Genomic DNA, 18,747 nt, shown 5'->3' on the forward strand with positions numbered 1-18,747 from the left:
GAGGTGCCCGTCGCGTTCCAGCTTCGGCCCGGCGTGCGTCCGCTACATCAGCCTGTCCCCGGGTGGGCCGCGGGCCTGGACATGCGTCTTCGCAGGTCACGCGGGGTTTCTGGCGGGGATGCTTACAGCCGAAAACTGGCCGTAGCAAGCTGTTCCTGCGCGCGCGGCCGATCCCGGATACACGTATGGACCTCCTGTTCCCGCCGTGAGGTCCGGCACACGGCGGCAACTGGGCAACCAAGCGGGCACCCCTGGCACGCGCCGCCCTCCTGCTGGCACACTGAGCCGATGAGTGATCCCCTCCCCCAGTCCCGGCGGCCTGGCATCCGTGCCGCGATGTTCGTGGACTTCGACAACGTCTATACCGGCCTGATGGCCTTGGACCCCGCGGCCGCGAAGAGATTCGCCGAGGACCCCAAGCACTGGACGGAGGCGCTGGCCGCCGGCGGCGCGGGCGAAGAATCCCGGCGCTTCCTGATCCGCAACTGCTACCTCAATCCGGTGATCTACTCCAAGTACCGGCCGTACTGGACCCGCGCGGGCTTCCGCGTGATCGACTGCCCCTCCCTGACCCAGCGGGGCAAGTCCAGCACCGACATCAACCTGGTGCTGGACGCAATGGATGCCCTGGCCGGCGCGGCACATATTGAGGAGTTCTTCGTCGCGTCTGCCGACGCCGACTTCACGTCGCTGGTCCAGCGGTTCCGGGCGGCCGACCGCATGACCACCGTCATCGCTGCCGGCGCCGTGGCGTTCGCATACCGGGAGATGGCGGACAGCGTGGTGGAGTCCCACGACTTCGTGGCAATCCTCAACGGGACCGCGGCCGGCATCCCCCGCATGGTCCCGTCCGCCGGACTTGGCACCCCGCTCCGCACCGCCCAGGGCACGCCCGGGTCCGCGACGTCGGCCGCCGACGAGGTCCGGGCCCTGGTGCAGGCCGCGCCGGGTCCGGTCACGGGAGCGGTCGCGGCGCACCGGGCCCTGACCGCGGACCCGTCGCTGAAGACCGATTGGGGCGGGCACGGCAAGTTCGGGGCCTGGATCGCCCAGATCGGCCAGGGCGTCCAATACTCGTCCACGCCGTCGCCCGGCTGGGTGTGGGACGCGAAGCGGTTCTCCCCGGAGCCCTCCTCGCTGGCCTCGGACGCCCGGCCCGCGATCGAGGAGCAGGTCACCCGGGTCACGGACGTTCCGGCGCTGTCGGCAGAACAGTTCAGACAGGTCTTCCTGTCCCTGGCGGCGAAGCTGCGCGACCACTCGGGCAACCGCAGCGAATTGGCACGGTCCGTCCGGGACGACTGCGTGGCAGCCGGGCAGCCGGTGTCCCGCTCGGCCGTCAACTTCGTGATCCAGGGCGTGGTGTACGCCGGCGGCTCCCTCGCAGCGGAGATGTCAGCGCCGGAAGTCGCTGCCGCGTGGACCAGAAACGTGGAAGAGCTGTGCCGGCTGGCCCTCATGGAGTTCGACGACGCCGAAAAGCTCGCGCTCAGGCGCTGGGCCGGCGGCGGGCTGCTGGAGTCCGGCGCCGGCGGCTCCCGGGCGTAGCGAACCTCCCGCCGTCGTGGGCTTGCGCTGGGTGCCAAACCGATCAACAGTGTGATCTATCGACATCGAGTACTAACCAAACGAATTCGGAAAGGAGCTGGAAATGCCCAACGACCTTACGGAGCTGGTCAGCGTCCGGTACATGGTGGCCGACGTCGATGCCGCGGTCGACTTCTATACAACGCATCTCGGATTCACCGTCAGGACGAGCGCCGCGCCGGCGTTCGCAGACGTCACCCGCGGCCAGTTGCGGCTCCTCCTGAGCGGGCCGGCCAGCTCGGCAGGCCGTCCCATGCCGGACGGCACGGTGCCCGTCCCGGGAGGCTGGAACCGCATTCACCTCATCGTGGGCGATATCGCGGCCGAAGTGGAGCGGTTGCGCGCCACGGGCGTCTCGTTCCGGAACGACATTGTCAAGGGCCCGGGCGGACAGCAGATCCTGCTGGAGGACCCGTCCGGGAACGTTGTCGAGTTGTTCCAGCCCGCCGGCGAATAGCGGCCGTTTAACACGCAAGCGGACGACGGCGGGATTTCTTTTCACCGAGGTCGCCTAGCTGGGCTCCCGTTCCTGTCTAATGGGGAGCCCAGCTGCGCTTGGGTCCGGCTGACGGAAGACCTGAGGAGATCTCCCGGAGCGGGGACATCTTCGCTACGGCTTCAGGACCACCTTGATGCAGCCGTCTTCCTTTTTCTGGAAGATCTCGTAGGCGGCCGCGGCACCGTCGAGGTCGACCTCGTGAGTCTTCAGGTCCATGACGCCGAGCGGGTCTGCGGAATCTTCCACGAGCGGGAGCAGCTCGTCCGTCCACCGGCGGACGTTGCACTGGCCCATCCGGAGTTGGATCTGCTTGTCGAACATGCTCAGCAGGGGCATGGGGCTCGCTGTACCCCCGTACACCCCGCTTAGCGAAACGGTGCCTCCCCGGCGCACGGAGTCGATCGCTGCATGGAGAACCGTCATGCGGTCTACACCCGCAGTCTCCATGGCCTTCTTTGCCAAGGCATCCGGCAAGAGCCCCACCGCATTCTGCGCAAAGGCGCCGACGGGCGAATTGTGCGCTTCCATGCCGACGGCGTCGACGACCGCGTCGGGGCCCCTTCCATCCGTCATATCGCGAAGCTGGTCGCTGACGTCCTTTGTGAAATCGATCGTTTCCACCCCGTGCCGCTCGGCCATGCGGCGGCGTTCCGGAACCGGCTCGATGGCGATGACGCGCTGACCCAGGTGTCGACCGACGCGGCTGGCGAACTGCCCCACCGGGCCGAGACCAAATACCGCCAGGGTGCCGCCGGCGGGGACGTCGGCGTATTTCACTCCCTGCCAGGCGGTGGGAAGAATATCGGAGAGATAGAGGTACCGCTCATCAGGCAGTTCGTGCCCGACCTTTATCGGCCCGTAGTCGGCGTGGGGCACGCGCAGGTATTCCGCCTGCCCACCGGGGACCGAACCGTAGAGCTCGGAGAACCCGAACAGGCTCGCCCCGCTGTTGTGGGCATGGACCTGGGTGGTTTCACACTGGGACTGCAGCCCCTGTTTGCACATCCAGCAATGGCCGCAGGAGATGTTGAAGGGGATGACCACCCTGTCGCCCGGCTTGAGGTTCCTGACCTCGGAGCCGACCTCCTCAACGACGCCCATGGGTTCGTGCCCCAGGATGTCGCCGGCCTTCATATAGGGGCCAAGGACCTCGTACAGGTGGAGGTCCGAGCCGCATATGGCCGATGAGGTGATCCTGACGATGGCGTCCGTCCCCTTCTCAATGACCGGATCCGGAACCATCTCCACGCTGACCGACCGCTTTCCCTGCCAGGTAAGTGCCCTCATATTCGCTCCTTCAGTCGCAACCAAATTAGTAAGTCTACTGATCAATAAGATCATTCCTTGTTCGCGCCCGGATGGGAAGGAGCGTCGGGCTGAGTCCTACGAGGACGGCGACTTAGATGGTCGGACCGGCTGGCGATGAGCTCGTTCGAAGGGCGGGTGCCCGCGGCTGAGGGCAGGGTGCGGTCACGGCCTGGCATCCGCCCTGGCCGCCCGCCCCAAATAGCCGCCCGGCGGCTCAGCGGCACCTTCGCACAAAGCGGACGACGGCGGGACTCCCGGCCGTCGTCCGTTGCGTTTGGTCTCGTTTACCTACAATGCCGGCGCTCGAGTGGTTGTGACGATTTCGGCTGCGTCCGTGCTCGCTATTATGCGAGCACCGCCGCCACTGCCACCGCCACCGCCGCCGCCGCCCTCGTTAGTCAGAACATCGTTAATTGCGTCCCAAGCGCGACCGGTGAGGTCCTTAGCCGCGTCCCATATACCCGACAGACTGAACGCAGCTGCGTCAAACCCAGGGCTCGCTGTCCTTGAGACCACGAGATCTGGCGTCTTGCGTTCTGCATCGCATTCGGCTGTTAACAGTGCTGCCCGACCGTGCACCATTGCACGAATTCGATCGCTCTGGCCGGACGCTAGAGGTTCAGATGTAAAAACACCGGGCGCGTCTGCAACCGGCTTAAAGGAATTGCTAATCATTTTCTCTCCGTTGATCCCCAGATTCGGAGCTGTCTAACAGACGCGGAAGCACGAGCTTCGGCGTAAGTGATATTCCGCAGCAGCCTAAAATTTGGCGCGGGAATAATCGGCACACATACATATTTTCGGCAGGTCAGAACTTTGAGTTATCCCCCCATCATTGACTTTCACTCGTCATGGTCCTCGCAGGAGACGCGAAAGTCAACGGGCTGTTTACACGTGATTCCGCGCGGAAGTTTTAACCAAAGCAACTCGCGAGGCAAAGCACCGGAACCAGGCCGCCGCTCCCCCGAAAATCAATCGGCTATCGATCTTCGGGGCGATGTTCAAGGGAGGTTTGTGGTGGTTATGATTCGGTCATGCCGAACCCGCGATTGTCTCTCGCCCTAGAACGGATTGGCCCTGGAGACTGGGAGATATTCGAATCGTTCGCGTCGGAGTTCTTAGCCGTCGAATATCCGACCCTGCGGACGATGGCAGCTCCGAACGGAGACAAGGGTAGAGACGCCGAAATATTCACGATTGATGGGGTGCCAAAAGTTGCATTTCAGTACTCTGTCACGGCAGGTTGGAAGTCGAAAATTGCGAGCACGCTGGACACCCTCAAGAAGAATTTTCCTTCGGTCAGCACCATGATCTACCTGACTAACCAGGTGATTGGTCCGGCTGCCGATGAACTCAGGGAAGAGTCTCGACGTGATCGGAATATAACCGTAGACATCCGGGACCGGTCGTGGTTTGTGGACCGCGAGAAGTCCTATCCGCAACGACGAGTGGCCAGTGAAGAGCTGGCTCAGCGATTTGTGGATCCGCTCCTGTCCAAACGAGGGGTCCTCGAAAGAATATCGACCTTGACCGCCGATGAGAGCAAGGTCGCGGTGCTGCACTTGGCTCTCGACGGCGAAGATCAGGCAACCGATCAGAGTCTTACCAAGAGCTGCTTCGAGTCATTGGTCTTGGCGGCGCTTCACGATTCGAACACATACAACAGGCTCAGCCTTAGCGAAATCAAAGATGGCGTCGCCCTCCGCATGCCCGTGGGGAAGCGAGGGCAGGTCGATGCTCTGACCCTGAGCGCATTGAACCGCCTGTCTCGGAAGGGCCCCATCAAGCAACACAAATCAGCGTCCGGGGCCGAGGACACGTACCATCTCAGTTTTGAGGAGGCCAAGAGGATAAATGATCAGACGGCCAAGTTCCTTCTTGATGAAGCTGCCCTCGATGCGAAACTCATTGCGGCGGTTCGAGCCGTCGAAGCACCGAAGGCACTGAGCGAAGCACAGTTGACCGAGATTTCTCGGGAACTGCGAACAGTCTTGGAAGAAACACTCCTGGAACGAGGTGAGTCTTTTGCCGAAGCCGTGGAAACAGGAGCACCGTTCCAACTCAGCCCTGTAGCCATAGCGGACCGAATCACAGCAAATGGTGGCATCCGTGAGCTCAGTTCTGATGCCGCGGCCGCGGCCATAATGCACCTACTGGAACAGCCTTCGCCGCAAACACAGTCGCATCTTCGGCGACTAGCCGACGCATACACGCTTTTCGCGTTCCTGAAACAAACCCCGGACGTCCAGAAAGTCGTGCTCAACGTCTTCAGTGAAGGCGACATATGGATGGACACCACCGCGATCCTGCCCCTTATCGGAGAGAGCCTGGTAGACGATCCGGAAGAGCGCCACTTTACGATTCTGATGCGCGCAGCGGTCGACGCAGGGTTGCTCCTATATGTAACGGACGGAGTCGTTGAAGAAGTTGAAAGACACCTCAACCTGGCGGTTGCTTATGGTCACAACAGAACGTCGACTTGGTCAGGAAGAGTGCCCTTTCTTTATTCGGCCTTCGTGCTCTCGGGCCGACCGGAGACCGAATTCCTGGACTGGCAACGGAACATCTGTGGACGAGAACAGCCGTTGCAGGACGTCAGCGACTACCTTGCCGACGAATTCTCTATCGAGACCAAGAGTCTTCTTGAGCACTCGAATGCCGCATCGACCGAACTCCGGGGTGCAGTTCAGGAACTATGGAATGAGACTCACGAGAGAAGGCGTCAACGAGGTGACTACGGAGCCGAGCAAGGGACGCGGTCTCGCTTGGTTGCCCACGACGTCGAAAACTCAGTCGGCGTCATCGAGTATCGGCGGACGATTGGACCATCACCCATGGGCTACCTTGCATGGTGGCTGACGTTCGACAGAACAGCCATGAAGATGAAGGACCACCTCCGGGAGCGCCTTGGCCCGCAAGCGCCTGCGTCGCCGGTGTTGAGCCCGGATTTCCTCACTCAATTGCTTCGGTTGGGCCCGCTCCGCACCGCCATCGAACAGGATCTGAGAGTGCAGCTACCCCTGCTCACGGACATGAGCGTCAATCACTACGCTCCGCAGGCTCTGCTCGATTTAGCCAGGGAAACGCGAGAAAAGTCGTCGAGCCAGAATGAACGGGTAGTGCGTCGCGAAGTCCGCGACGCGGTGAACCGCGCAAGGCAGCAGATGGGGCCCGCGGCGGTCGGCGGCGTTCGAGCCATGGAGGATCGAATTTCAGCTTCCATCAGACGACAGTCACCCGGATGAATCCCGCCGGCGGACGCACATAACCGGCAGTCGGACGGCAGCCAGGACTGCTGATAGCGGAATGGTTTCGCTCCGATCTGGGCTGCCGCAGCCGCACGCTCACTGCTGTCGCATGGAAGTATTCACCTATGACTATCGATAATGATGCTGCCAACCTCCCCGCGCAATTGGACTCTCACGGCACAGACGACTCGATCGAAGTCAGCCGTGGCTGGGACCACATCGGGGCCATCGTTGTCGATGCGACCCTGCAGCGACGACAGAACTACCACGCGACCGTCAGGCCGCGCATTGTCGCTTTGGTCGGGGCATGGCCTGATGCCGCCACGACCAGTGGATTCCGGCGGCGCCTCGATACCGGGACGCTTTCCGAAGTTATCAGCTGGCCTTCCCCTGGCCGTCTCGCCCAGGTAGAGGACATGACGCGCGTGTTCGAGAGCCAGGGCATCGAGACTGTAGTCGAACTCCGAGGAGCACTTGGTGACGACGCCAGCAGAGCCGTTCTCCGGGAGGCTCTTGGGGCCGTGCGGCATGTCAGTCCCAAAACGCTCGATTACATTGACACCCTGAGCGGAGTGTCCACGGGCGGGGCCGTCGAAGTGTAGAAAGCGGGGAGTGATCCAGGTTCGCCAGCGGACTCCAGGTCCACCCCGAGCGGCGGAGTTGTGGGCACTCAAACGTCGATTGTGACGATGGCACAGGAGGCTGCCGAGTCTGCACGGGCGCCGGATTTTAAGCTGACGGCCCGGGAGACGCAGCAGCACATCTTGGCTGCGGAATGCTGCTGGCGTTCGCTGTAGAAGACATCGCGGTGGTCGATGGAGCCCCGCAGGCCGAGCAAACGCACTTCACACAGTCCGCATTCGCCCTTGCGGCAGTCGAACATCATGTCGACGCCGGCGTCCTCGAGCGCTTCCAGCATGGACTTTCCGGCGGGGACGGTTGCCTCGACGCCCAGGCGAGGCACGCGCACCACGAACTCCTCGGGGTCGAACCAGCCGCTGTTGCCAAAGGTCTCGTAGCGGAGGTTTGTCACGTTGAGCGCCCGGGCATCCCAGCCCCGTTTGACGGCGTCCATGAGCCGGATGGGGCCGCACATGTACAACTCAGTGTCCGGCTCAATCGTGGCCAGCAGCTCATCTACGTTGAGTGCTGTGCCTTCATCGTCCACGTGGACTCGCAGCGCGTCGCCATGCAGCTGCTCCAATTGCGCCAGGTAGGCCATGGCGGGGCGGCTGCGGCCGGCGTACACGAAGGTGTAGTCGGCCTTGATGTTTCGGAGCACCCGGGCCATGTTGATCATGGCGGTGATGCCGATCCCGCCGGCCAGCAGGACGTAGCGCGGAGCGCCGATCCGCAGAGGGAAATTCTGCAGCGGCTGCGTGATCTCCACCCGGTCGCCTTGCTCTAGGGCCTGCATGAAGTGGGAGCCGCCCCGGGATTGAGGGGCCCTGAAGACGCTGATCGCCACACGTCGGCCGTCCCCGCTCGAATCGACGATGGAGTAGGAGCGCCTGTGCTGCTCGCCGTTGATCGAGACCATCACGTCAATGTGCGAGCCCGGCTCGGCTTTCATGGGCCTGGACTGTTCCAGGACCAGGCGCCGGGTCTTTGCGGTAATGTCCTCCGCCTCGACCACAGTGCCGATCTGCCAGACTTCGATGTTCGTTGCAGCCATGTCTTCTTCTAACTTCCTGGGATCGGGCGATCGGGTCAGGCGGTGGGGATCAGTCGGCCTTCGGCGGCGAGTTGTCGCTCTATCAGCCGTCGCACCCACATGCCGCCCGCGTCGATGTTGAGGTTGTAGAACTCGTAGTCCGGGTTGGCGTCGATAGCATTCTGCTGGGCCGCCAGCATTTCTTCGTCCTCGCCGAACACGCCGTGTACGCCGTTGCGCAGCTGGGTGGTGATCAGCTGGCTTTCCAGCCGGTAGTTGCGCATGAAGGCCCAGAAGTAGTGGCATGTTTTGGCGCTTTCCGGCGAAATCGTGTTCATCACGAAGCCGTTGACGCCCTGGCTGCGGTCGCCTTCGGGGGCGCCAGTGCCCGCCTTGGCTACTCCGACGTCGATGTTGATGGTCGAGGGCGACTGGAAGGTGATGATCTGCCAGCGGTCAACCCGCCCTTCGAAACCCGGGAACTTGTCCCGCATGTTTTTGAGCCAGAACGGCGGAGCCTCGATGTCGAGCATCCAGCGCGATACCGTGACGGTGTTGTCGTCATGGGTCACGACGAAATCGGACTCACTCAGCTCGTCCTGGCCGATCGAGGAAGAGTGGACGAATTCCTCATGGGTGAGGTCCATCAGGTTGTCCAGAACGAGCTGGTAGTTGCACGGCGCCAAAATGGTCTCGCCATCACCGGCCCAATCATCCGAGCTCATTTGGTGCATGTCCGGGATAAGGGCCGGATCCGCGAGGGTGGCATCCCCCAGCCACACCCACACATAGCGGTAGCGCTCGATCACGGGGAAAGACGGTACGGTGGCGCTGGGATTAATGGTTTCCTGGGCGGGCATGGAGACACAGCGGCCGGCGGAGTTGTAGATAATGCCGTGGTACGGGCACTGGATTTGGTCCTTGCCGAGGGTCTTGCCCATGGACAGCGGGGCTAGGCGGTGCCAGCAGGCGTCCGCCAGCGCCACTGCCTTGCCATCCTCGGTGCGGTACAGGGCGAGCGGGCGGTCCGCAATCCGGCGCGACATCGGCTTGCGGGTTACCTCGTGGTCCCACGCGGCGACATACCAGGCGTTAAGCGGATAACCAAGCACTTTGTTCGTTGTAGAGCTCATGGACTGCATCAGCGCGGTCATGATCGATCCTTCCCCTCACGGTATACCTATGCTCATAGGTAGTGGCTTGGATCACAGCATAACTATGTTGATAGGTAGTGGCAAGGCCCCCCAGCTGCCCCCATAAGCGAACCGCAGAAGGGGACGGCAAAAGGCCCGGACACCCGGGCGGGCGTCCGGGCCTTTCGGCACTCAAGACTCGAGCTTGTCTATCAGTTCCAGGCCGCGCCTGGCCCACTCGATCTCCGCTTTGGCGCGTTCGATCATGCCTTCATAGGTGAAGATTTTGTAGCCGGCAATCTTGGCCCGGTCCTCCTCAGGCGCGGCCTCGAGGCGGCGCGCAAGCGTGGGGTTGCTCCGGTCTTCCAAGGCGGCAACCATGTCCTGCCATTGCTGCGCGCGGGAGGAGTGATAGGCAATATGGGCGCGCATCTGCGCTCGCGCGGCTTCGGGGTCGGCCCACTCAAGGTAGGCCGCCTTAAGATGGATCGGGTCACGCTCCCGGGCGTAGTCCAGGGTGGTATTCATCCATGCCCGGAAAGCCTCGACTCCTTCCGGAGTGATGTGATAGCGCTTCTTTTTGCCTTTCTTGCCCCAGGGCTCTTCCACTCCGCTCAGCAGGCCATCCTTTTCCATTCGCCGGAGTTCGGGATAGATCTGCGAGTCCGGTGCGTGCCAGACGTAGCCGACGGATTGTTCAAAGTGCTTGAAAACGTCATAGCCCGTGAGGGGCTGAGACGTCAGCAGCGCAAGCAGGGCATAACGCAAACTCACCCGTAACCGATCCTCTCCGTCAGGGCGCCCTGCTGCCGATGCCTTGCGGCAGGGCCGGGCGCCGCCTCCATTAAACCCCTTGTCAACTAACTACGTTCATAGTTATGCTGTGTCCCGCGCCACATTTACCTATCAGTATAGATAGTTTCCCGGCTGCCAGCCTTCAACGACGAGGGCCGGCCTCCGCCTCCAGAAGAGCCACCAGATCTTCTGCACCTCAGTTTCAGCATCTGCCCGGACCGTCCGTGGCCTCTAGAAAGTAGTCCCATGCAACTTCAAGAACGCATCGACGCGTCCCGTATGTCTCTGTATCAATGGCTGATCGTGGGCCTGTGCATCGTCCTCAACGCCCTCGATGGCTTCGATGTGCTGGCCATGGCCTTCACCGCCAACAGCGTGACCCGGGACTTCGGCCTTAGCGGCGCCGAACTGGGTATCCTGCTAAGCGCCGGACTGGTCGGGATGGCCATCGGCTCGCTGGGCCTCGCGCCCTTTGCCGATGTCATCGGGCGCCGGCCCATGGTCCTGATTTCGGTCGGTCTCGCAACTGCCGGGATGCTGCTGGCCTCCGTAGCGCACTCTGCCGTGGAACTCGGGATTTGGCGCGTGGTCACGGGCCTCGGTATCGGCGGGATACTCGCCTGCACAAATGTCATCGCCAGCGAGTACTCGTCCAAGCGCTGGCGCGGTCTGGCCATCAGCATCTACACCGCGGGATATGGCATCGGGGCAACGCTCGGCGGCGCAGCGGCGGTGACTCTGCAGGCCAGCTTCGGCTGGCGTTCTGTGTTTCTATTCGGCGGCATCTGCACTGCCGCCGTCTTCGTACTGCTCGCTGTCCTTCTGCCCGAGTCTGTGGACTTCCTCGCTAACCGGCGTCCCCGCAATGTCTTGGACCGCCTGAACAGGATCGCGCGCAAGATCGGACAGCCCGCCGTCACCGAACTGCCCGCAGTGGCGGCCAAGAATGATCGCAGGAACAAGGTCTCCGAACTGTTCACAGCCGGCAACCGCCGCTCCACCTGGCTCGTCTGGCTTGCCTTCTTTGCCACCATGTTCGGTTTCTACTTCGTGAACAGCTGGACCCCGCGGCTCCTCGTCACGGCCGGCATGACCGAAAGCCAGGGAGTCGTCGGCGGGCTGATGCTGACCTTAGGCGGCACCTTCGGGTCGTTGCTCTATGGACTGCTGACCATCCGCTGGAACAGCCGGAAGGTGATGGTCATTTTCGCCGTCCTGTCGGCGGCCACCATGGTGATGTTCATTTCCACCGCGGGTATCCTCGTCCTCGCCTTCGTCGCGGGCGGCGTTGTCGGCATGCTCATCAACGGCTGCATCGCGGGCATGTACACAATTACCCCGGCGCTGTATGGCGCTTCCGTCCGGAGCACCGGCGTGGGCTGGGCCATCGGGATAGGCCGCGTTGGTGCCATCGTCGCTCCGCTCATCACGGGAGCCCTGCTCGACGCGCACTGGACAGCGTCCATGCTGTACATGGGCGTCGGCGTCGTAGTCCTGGTGGCAGGCGGCGCAGTTGCGGCAATGCGGCCATCCCAGCAAGATGACGGCGCCCTAATCGACGGAGAGAAGGAACTAGCTCTGCCTGCATAATCCAGGGTCAACGAGCGAGGCTCAGGCGGCCGTAGGCGATGTTGTTCCGGATGCTCCCGCCGAATCAGACGGCAGCACAACGCTATGCGCCTCAACGCCGACGAAACCAGACCCACACAGTGCGGACGACGGCGGGACTTCCCGCCGTCGTCCGCTCCTCCCTGCTGAACCCACAGCACATGACTCTGCGGCCCGCCATCCCTTGAACGCGTCGACGGTCTTGTAGCTAACCCGGTGGGGGGAGAGCGCCATAGGTATTTGCCAGCGCATGAGGATTGACGGGCCTGTCCGCGTCGGACGCGGATGGCTCCCAGGTGTCGTAGGGTCCCTCAGGTCTGGTCCTCTGTGGAGACGGCGCGCAGGTCGGGGTCCACGCCCCTGGTTCGCTGCGCATCCACCGACGGCACCGGCTCGTTATCCGCACGGTGAAAATAGAGCCAGGCCGCGACTCCCGCGCTCACCGCGACGGCCGCCACTCCGGCAATCACCCAGGCCTTCCCGGACGCCGTCCGCCGCGACTTAGCCCGCGCGGGTGCCGTGACAACACTCGGTGCAACCCGTTTCAGGCCCTCTTGAACACGGGGAGCCAGAGTTTCCACTCCACCGGCGAGGTCGTCAGCGAGCCGCCGTAGTCCGGTCTGGATCCTCGGAGACGCAGATTCAATCCCGGCATCGAGCCCGGCCACCACTCTTTTCAATGCCGCCTCGACTCCGGGAGTGGCCCACTCCCTCCCCTCGGTGAGCTGAGAGATGAGATTCTCTGAAAGATGGCGGATCTGGTCGGCCTGGTTCTTGGGTGCTGCCGTGCGCATGAGTGCCTCCTCGATGTGGTGGATGCCCATAGCCTACGGCGGTCGGCACCGTAGAAACAGGCCCTTCCGGCCGCAGCCAATACGAACGCCCGGGTTCCTCGGTGCGCTCCCCTCCTACAGGAACGCGGACGACGGCGGGACTTCCCGCCGTCGTCCGTATGTGTTTGATGCCGCTCCCCTACAGCGCGGACCAGCCGCCGTCGGAGGCGAGGATGGCGCCGTTGATGTTGGTGCCGTCGTCGCTTAGCAGGAACGTGATGGACGCGGCGAGCTGCGCGGCGGTGGCGGGCGTCGGGACGGTGGCCTGCATCAGCGGGCCGAGGCGTTCGGCCGCGAGCTGGGATCCCCAGGTGGCCACGATGTTGGTGATGGTGGGGCCGGGGGCCACGGCGTTGAAGCGCAGGCCCTTCGGCCCGTACATCACGGCCGAGTTCTTGGTCAGGCCGACGACGGCGTGCTTGGACGCGGTGTAGGCGGCGCCGGCGGCGGACCCGCGCAGGCCGGCCTCGGAGGCGACGTTGACCACGGAGCCGGTGCCTGCGTCCAGCATCAGCGGCACCACCGCGCGGGTGAGGCGCATGAGGGCGGTGACGTTGATCCGGAAGACGCGGTCCCAGAGCTCGTCGTCCACCTCGTGGATCGGGGCGAAGTTGTCCATGATCCCGGCAACGTTCGCCAGCGCGTCGATGCGTCCGCCGGCGGCAGCGACGACGGCGGCCACGGTCTCCTCGGTGGAGATGTCGCCGGCCACCGGGACCAGGTCCAGGCCGGCGTTCTCGGCCACGAGGTCATCCAGGCGTTCCTTGCTGATGTCGGCGGCGATGACGCGGCCGCCTTCCCTGGCGATCCGCAGGGCGGTGGCCTGGCCGATGCCGGAGGCGGCACCGGTGACGATGACGGTCTTGCCGGCGAACCGGCCGGTGGTGGTGGCTTCCTGCCATGAAGCTTCGTTGCCCATGATGTCCTTCCAGACGTTGCTGACGGTGATGCCGCCCAGCTTATGACACTCCGTGTCATTATGTATGGGTGAATACTGGTGGGATGCCTTCGGATGCTGTGACCACCGCTGTCCCGCGCTCCGCCGGGCGGCCGGTGACGATTGATCCCGACGCAGTGGCCGCCATCGCGCTGCGCCTGTTCGCCGAGCGCGGCTACGAGCAGACCTCCATGGAGGACATCGCCCGCGCGGCGGGAATCGGGCGCAAGAGCCTGTACCGGTACTTCTCCAGCAAGGCCGAGCTCGTCTGGGGCGGCATGGAACCGGTGGTCGAGGCCTCGGGCCTGGTACTGGATTCGGCCCGCGTTGAAGGTCCCGACGGCGACATCCTGGCGGGGCTGCGCTACGCGGCGGTCGCCGGCGTTGCTGTCCTGCCCGACCTGGCGGTCACGCGCGGCCGGCTGCGGCTGATCGCCGAGCACCCCGAGCTGGCCAGCCGGAGCTACGAGTCCCTGGCGCCGCAGCGCGAGCGGACCAGGGCCTACCTGGTGTCAGCGGGCGTCTCTGGGGACGTCGCGGGGTATCTGTGTGCCGCGTTGATCGGCGCGACGTTCGAGGCCTGGATGCAGTGGGCCGCCGGGACGGACCCGGACCCGGTGCCGTATCTGGTGGCAGCGGTGGGGGTATTGCGGGTGCCGGAGTCGACGCGGGCGGGGTGACAATGGGGAGATGAGATCCGCATCGAACCGAAGACGGCCGAACGGCCGCCGCCTGCCGGTCCGGACCCGGGGTCCCGCCGTCGTGGTTTGGCTGGTGCTGCGGTGAGCAGATTCGTCCTGATCCCCGGAGCGGGCGGCGCGGCCTGGTACTGGAGCCGCATCGTTCCGCTGCTGCAGGGGGCCGGCCACGAAGCCGTCGCTGTCGATCTGCCCGGCGACGATGATAGCGCCGGGCTGCCCGAGTACGCGCGCCTGGTGCTCGAAGCCGTCGGTGGACGCCAGGACGTGGTGCTCGTTGCGCAGTCGCTGGGTGGCTTCTCCGCCCCGCTCGTGTGCGAAAAAGCCCCCGTCGCCGGGCTTGTCCTCGTGAATGCGATGATCCCCTTACCGGGCGAGACCCCCGGCGCATGGTGGGGAAACACCGGCTGGGCTGCGGCGCAGCAAAGCGCGGCCCAGGCCCACGGGTACAGTGCCGAGTTCGACACGGACACCTATTTCCTGCACGACGTTCCGCCGAAAGTGGCCGCGGAAGGCGAACCGCATCAACGCCCTGAAGCAGAGGCGGTGTTCGAATCGGTCTGCACGTTCACGGCCTGGCCCGGGATCCCGACCCGCGTCCTGACCGGAGAGGGAGACCGCTTCTTTCCGCTGGACTTCCAACAGCGGCTCGCCCGCGAACGCCTCGGCATAGAGCCCGACGTCCTGCCCGGCGGCCATCTCCTCGCCCTGGCAAATCCCGACGGTGTGGCCGATTACCTGCTGCGCCGCTGAACGTGGGAATTCCGGCCTAGCGGCTGCTCACCTGGCCGAACAGTTTCGCGATGGGCGCGAGCACCAGCGGGCGGGCGGCGTACCATCCGGCCGCCGTGATGGCGATGGCGGCCGCGAAGAGCCAGAACCCGACCCAGTTCACCACGTCGGTGCCGCCGAACATGTGGTTCAGGTTGCGCAGCGCACCGGTCGCGAACACGAGGAACACGTGGACGAGAATGAACAGCACGAAAAACAGCATGGTCGGGAAGTGCACCGCGCGCGCAACCTCTAACGGGTAGACCTTGTTCAGCGTTTTCGCGTTCTTCGGCCAGAACTCGCTCATGCGCGCACCCGTGATCGCAGCGACGGGGGCTGCGATGAAGACCACGACGAAGTACATGATCTGTTGCAGGCTGTTGTAGTTCACCCAGCCGGTCTCAACGGGCCAGTCGAGTGTCATGTACTGCAGGAGCGCGGAGAGCGCGTTCGGGACGGCCTCCCAACTGCTCGGCACGATCCTCATCCAGCGGCCCGAGGCAAACAGCAGCACCACAAAGATGAGCCCGTTGGCCAGCCACAAAATGTCGAGCGACTGGTGCAGCCACAGGTTGATGCTGATCTTCTTGCCACCGCGCTTCGGCGTCCAGTACGCCGGCGGCTTCTGCTGCGTGCGTACCTGATAGCCGGAGCGAATGATGAGCACCATCAGGAAGATGTTCAGGAAGTGCGCCCACTGTGCCCACCACGGGAAGCCGGGCTCCACCGTATCGGGCAGGTCATAAGCGCCGGGGTATCTCTCAAGGAACTCGGGCACGCCCGGCAGCGTCGTCACGCCGCGTGCGGCGAGCACAAGAATCGCTGCGGCGGCCACTCCGCCGATGCCGAAGAGCACGACGAGCTTGATCCACTGGCCCAGGGTACGTGAGCCGTAGAGCCTTGCCTCGGCCTTGGGCTTCACGGGCTTTTCGACGGCGGCGGGCCGTGCCGCGGGCGCCGGGGCGGCGGCCGCGGGTGCGGGTGCGGGTGCGGGTGCGGGTGCGGGTGCGGGTGCACTCGACGCCGAGGGCTCCGTCTCGACGTCGGCCTTCACCACGCTGGCAGCCGGGGCAGGGACAGCGTCGGCAACGCGTTCGGGATGTGTCTGCACCGCAGGGGCGGCAGCGACCGCCGGAGCAAGCCCAGCCGGCGGCCACGGCTCGCCACCGGGAACACGGGGAAGCCCGCGACGCAGCGAGGCGGTTCCGGTCGTCCGTGTGGCAGGCGCGGCTGCCGGAGCAGCTGCAGGCGCCGCCGCCGCCGGCATTGCTGCTTTCTCAGAAGCACCAGCCACGGCAGCATCTGCGGCCACATCTACGGCAGATGCCGCCGTGGCGCCGATGGCCGGAGCCCCGGACAGAGCCGCCACCGGTACCGGAGCTTCTCCCGCTGGCGGCCAAGGTTCACCGCCCGGCACGCGCGGCAGGCCGCGGCGAAGCTGCCGCGCCACCGCGGCGCCTGGAATCACCGCCGGGACCGGCGCGGACAGCGCCGCACCCGGCGCCGTTTCCTGGACAGCAGCCGGGGCGGAGGGCGCGGCGGCAGCGGGGGCGGAGGGCGCGGCGGCAGCGGCCGATTCCACCCCGGAAACTGACGTCGACAGATCGGCCGCTTCTGCCGCTTCTGCCCCTTCTGCCGCTTCTGCCGCTTCTGCCGTGGCAATGTGTGCGGGCGCCTGGCCCGCTGGAGGCCAGGGTTCGCCACCTTCGACGCGCGGCAGGCCCCGCCGGATGGACCGAGACAGAGTTGCCATCGCTACTTCTTCCGGGCCTCAAGTGCGCTAATGAGCTGGGGAACAACCTTGAAGACGTCGCCGACCACACCGTAGTCCGCGACCTCGAAGATCGGCGCGTCCCCGTCCTTGTTGATGGCGACGATCATCTTCGCGGTCTGCATGCCGGCCCGGTGCTGGATCGCGCCGGAAATGCCCAGCGCGACATACAGCTGTGGTGACACGGAAACCCCGGTCTGGCCGACCTGATGCGACGTCGGGACGTAGCCGGCATCCACCGCGGCGCGCGACGCACCAACGGCGGCACCGAGGGTATCGGCGAGCTGTCCAACGAGTGCGAACTGTTCTTCCGAGCCGAGGCCGCGGCCACCGGCGACAACCTTCGCGGCACCACGCAGCTCCGGCCGCGAAGTGGCAGCAGGCGCCTCCTCGAAGGAGTCGATCCGCGCGGCCGGTTTCGCGGAGCTTGTCACGGCCAAGGTCTCGGACTCTTGCGGCTGAGCCGCCGCCCGCGCCTCGATGGAGCCCTGGCGGACCGTAATCACCGGTGCCCCAAACGTGGACGTCGACGTCACGTTGTAGGCGCCGCCGTAGACGGAGTGCTGTGCCACGACGCCCTCGTCATCACGGGACACACCGACCGCATCGGCGGAAATCGCCGCACGCGAACGGGCAGCGTAACGTCCGGCGAGGTCGCGCCCGTTCAGGGAATGCGAAATCAGGATGGCGTCCGGCTGCACCTGCTCCACGGCGGCTGCAAGCGCGTCAACGCCCGGCACCCCAAGCGCGGAAGGATCCGGGGTCTCCGCGATGAGTGCGCGGGCGGCACCAAGGGCCGCGGCCTCCTCGGCGGCGGCGGCGCTCCCGGCGCCGGGTGAGGCAAGTACCAATGCAATCGGAGTGCCAACGGCAGCGGCGGCACCGAAGAGCCCGGCCGCGGCCTTCTCGAGTTCACCGGATGCCCGGGCTTCTACGACGACGAGGATTGCGTCACGAGGGAATTCAGTCATGTCGTTGATCCTTAGGCCAGTCGGTTTTCGATCAGGAACTCAGCGAGCTTCTCGCCGGCATCACCCTCGTCGATGATCTTCACGCCCGCCGCGCGCGGGGGCCTCTCCGCAACGGTCAGCATGATCGAACGCGCCGCCTCCGGATTGTCGGCCGTGACCCTGAGGTCCGCGAGGGTCAGGACCTCAAGGGGCTTCTTCTTCGCGGCCATAATGCCCTTGAAGTTCGGGAAGCGCGCCTCGGGAAGTGCCTCGGTAATGGAGATCACCGCGGGCAGGTTGGCTGAGACCTTCTGCACGCCGGAGTCAACGGCCCTGGAGCCCGACACCGCACCGTCGCTGATCTCGACGGAGCTGAGGCCGGTGGCATGCGGCACGTCAAGCAATTCTGCAAGCATCGCGGGAATCATGCCGCCGGATCCGTCAGTGGAGACGTTGCCGGTGATCACCAGGTCAAATCCCATGCGGCGGATCGCTGCGGCGAGGGTTTCAGCGGTAAGTCCAAGATCCGCACCCCGGAGCGCCTCGTCAGAGACGTGGGTGGCGCTTCCCGCGCCCATCGCAAGCCCCTTGCGGATGGTTGCCGTCGCACCTTCGGGGGCGAGGGAAAGAATCGCGACCTCAGTGCCCTCGTTCGCATCGGCGTGCATCAGTGCCAGCTCCAGGGCCCGCTCACCGATCTCATCAATGACTGCCTCGCTGACTCCTCGATCGGCGAGGCCGGTTTCAAGGTTCAGTTTTCGGTCCCCGTACGTGTCGGGGACCTCCTTTACTAGGACGATAATCTTCATCGATGGCTCTTCCTGTGGCGGCTTGTCCCTGGAGAGGAGACACTGTCGAACCCATCGAGTCTACGAAACTAGTGCCCTTTCCGGCTGACAGAGCCCGTGTCGTGACGTGAAGTGCCTCGCCATGGGACCGGGATCAAGGTAAAGCC

The 18,747-nt window shown here is 64.6% G+C and carries 16 protein-coding genes; 7 read left to right on the forward strand and 9 right to left on the reverse strand.

From position 1 onward, the window contains the following. The first annotated feature begins 288 nt into the window (after nt 1-288). Both AC1DKN_RS12260 and AC1DKN_RS12265 read left to right on the forward strand, forming a co-directional pair. Nucleotides 289-1,548 (forward strand): NYN domain-containing protein, encoded by a 1,260-nt coding sequence (locus AC1DKN_RS12260; RefSeq protein WP_476871399.1) that lies wholly within the window; start codon nt 289-291, stop codon nt 1,546-1,548. 103 nt (nt 1,549-1,651) lie between these two features. Beyond that, nucleotides 1,652-2,044: a VOC family protein gene (locus tag AC1DKN_RS12265; RefSeq protein WP_476871400.1), complete on the forward strand. Its 393-nt coding sequence runs from the start codon at nt 1,652-1,654 to the stop codon at nt 2,042-2,044. Nucleotides 2,045-2,197: 153 nt separating this feature from the next. Here AC1DKN_RS12265 and AC1DKN_RS12270 read toward each other — a convergent pair whose 3' ends face one another. Beyond that, entirely contained in the window at nt 2,198-3,373 is a 1,176-nt protein-coding gene (locus tag AC1DKN_RS12270; RefSeq protein WP_230010888.1) for a zinc-dependent alcohol dehydrogenase, read from the reverse strand. Between the two features lie 1,055 nt (nt 3,374-4,428). On the opposite strand from AC1DKN_RS12270, the gene AC1DKN_RS12275 reads away from it, so the two are divergent. Further along, on the forward strand, nt 4,429-6,639 hold the full coding sequence (locus AC1DKN_RS12275) for a hypothetical protein (RefSeq protein WP_476871401.1): 2,211 nt from the start codon (nt 4,429-4,431) through the stop codon (nt 6,637-6,639). A 128-nt stretch (nt 6,640-6,767) separates the two neighbouring features. After that, complete coding sequence (locus AC1DKN_RS12280) at nt 6,768-7,244, forward strand: hypothetical protein (protein ID WP_476871402.1); 477 nt, start codon at nt 6,768-6,770, stop codon at nt 7,242-7,244. A gap of 68 nt (nt 7,245-7,312) precedes the next feature. Here the strand turns inward: AC1DKN_RS12280 and AC1DKN_RS12285 are convergent, their stop codons facing one another. From AC1DKN_RS12285 to AC1DKN_RS12295, 3 genes are all read right to left on the reverse strand, one after another. Then, nucleotides 7,313-8,317 carry a PDR/VanB family oxidoreductase gene (locus AC1DKN_RS12285; protein WP_476871403.1) on the reverse strand — a complete coding sequence of 335 codons (1,005 nt, stop codon included), beginning with the start codon at nt 8,315-8,317 and terminating at the stop codon, nt 7,313-7,315. 35 nt (nt 8,318-8,352) lie between these two features. Continuing rightward, a complete protein-coding gene (locus AC1DKN_RS12290) occupies nt 8,353-9,450 on the reverse strand; it encodes an aromatic ring-hydroxylating oxygenase subunit alpha (RefSeq protein WP_028277775.1) in 1,098 nt (365 codons plus the stop codon). Nucleotides 9,451-9,621: 171 nt separating this feature from the next. After that, a complete protein-coding gene (locus AC1DKN_RS12295; RefSeq protein WP_476849676.1) occupies nt 9,622-10,203 on the reverse strand; it encodes a PadR family transcriptional regulator in 582 nt (193 codons plus the stop codon). Between the two features lie 267 nt (nt 10,204-10,470). Between AC1DKN_RS12295 and AC1DKN_RS12300 the strand changes: the two genes are divergently transcribed. After that, nucleotides 10,471-11,814: an MFS transporter gene (locus AC1DKN_RS12300; protein WP_476871404.1), complete on the forward strand. Its 1,344-nt coding sequence runs from the start codon at nt 10,471-10,473 to the stop codon at nt 11,812-11,814. A 329-nt stretch (nt 11,815-12,143) separates the two neighbouring features. On the opposite strand, the gene AC1DKN_RS12305 is transcribed toward AC1DKN_RS12300, so the two are convergent. Both AC1DKN_RS12305 and AC1DKN_RS12310 read right to left on the reverse strand, forming a co-directional pair. After that, the gene (locus tag AC1DKN_RS12305; RefSeq protein ID WP_476871405.1) at nt 12,144-12,626 is read right to left on the reverse strand and encodes a hypothetical protein; all 483 of its coding nucleotides are present in this window, start codon (nt 12,624-12,626) and stop codon (nt 12,144-12,146) included. Nucleotides 12,627-12,804: 178 nt separating this feature from the next. Next, nucleotides 12,805-13,584, reverse strand: a complete 780-nt coding sequence (locus AC1DKN_RS12310; RefSeq protein ID WP_476871406.1) for an SDR family NAD(P)-dependent oxidoreductase — start codon at nt 13,582-13,584, stop codon at nt 12,805-12,807. Between the two features lie 83 nt (nt 13,585-13,667). Here AC1DKN_RS12310 and AC1DKN_RS12315 point away from each other — a divergent pair, with 83 nt between their 5' ends. After that, nucleotides 13,668-14,282, forward strand: coding sequence for a TetR family transcriptional regulator (locus AC1DKN_RS12315; RefSeq protein ID WP_476871407.1), 615 nt, complete (start codon nt 13,668-13,670; stop codon nt 14,280-14,282). A gap of 102 nt (nt 14,283-14,384) precedes the next feature. Next, nucleotides 14,385-15,053, forward strand: a complete 669-nt coding sequence (locus AC1DKN_RS12320; protein ID WP_476871408.1) for an alpha/beta fold hydrolase — start codon at nt 14,385-14,387, stop codon at nt 15,051-15,053. 16 nt (nt 15,054-15,069) lie between these two features. Here the strand turns inward: AC1DKN_RS12320 and AC1DKN_RS12325 are convergent, their stop codons facing one another. Genes AC1DKN_RS12325 through AC1DKN_RS12335 form a run of 3 tightly spaced genes read right to left on the reverse strand, consistent with a single transcriptional unit; the run spans nt 15,070 to nt 18,601 of the window. After that, nucleotides 15,070-16,824, reverse strand: a complete 1,755-nt coding sequence (locus tag AC1DKN_RS12325) for a cytochrome b/b6 domain-containing protein (protein WP_476871409.1) — start codon at nt 16,822-16,824, stop codon at nt 15,070-15,072. Nucleotides 16,825-16,826: 2 nt separating this feature from the next. Beyond that, entirely contained in the window at nt 16,827-17,813 is a 987-nt protein-coding gene (locus tag AC1DKN_RS12330; protein ID WP_476857586.1) for an electron transfer flavoprotein subunit alpha/FixB family protein, read from the reverse strand. Nucleotides 17,814-17,824: 11 nt separating this feature from the next. Then, nucleotides 17,825-18,601 carry an electron transfer flavoprotein subunit beta/FixA family protein gene (locus AC1DKN_RS12335; protein WP_476871410.1) on the reverse strand — a complete coding sequence of 259 codons (777 nt, stop codon included), beginning with the start codon at nt 18,599-18,601 and terminating at the stop codon, nt 17,825-17,827. Between the last annotated feature and the right edge of the window lie 146 nt (nt 18,602-18,747).

This window comes from Arthrobacter sp. 01N444, from assembly GCF_056399305.1.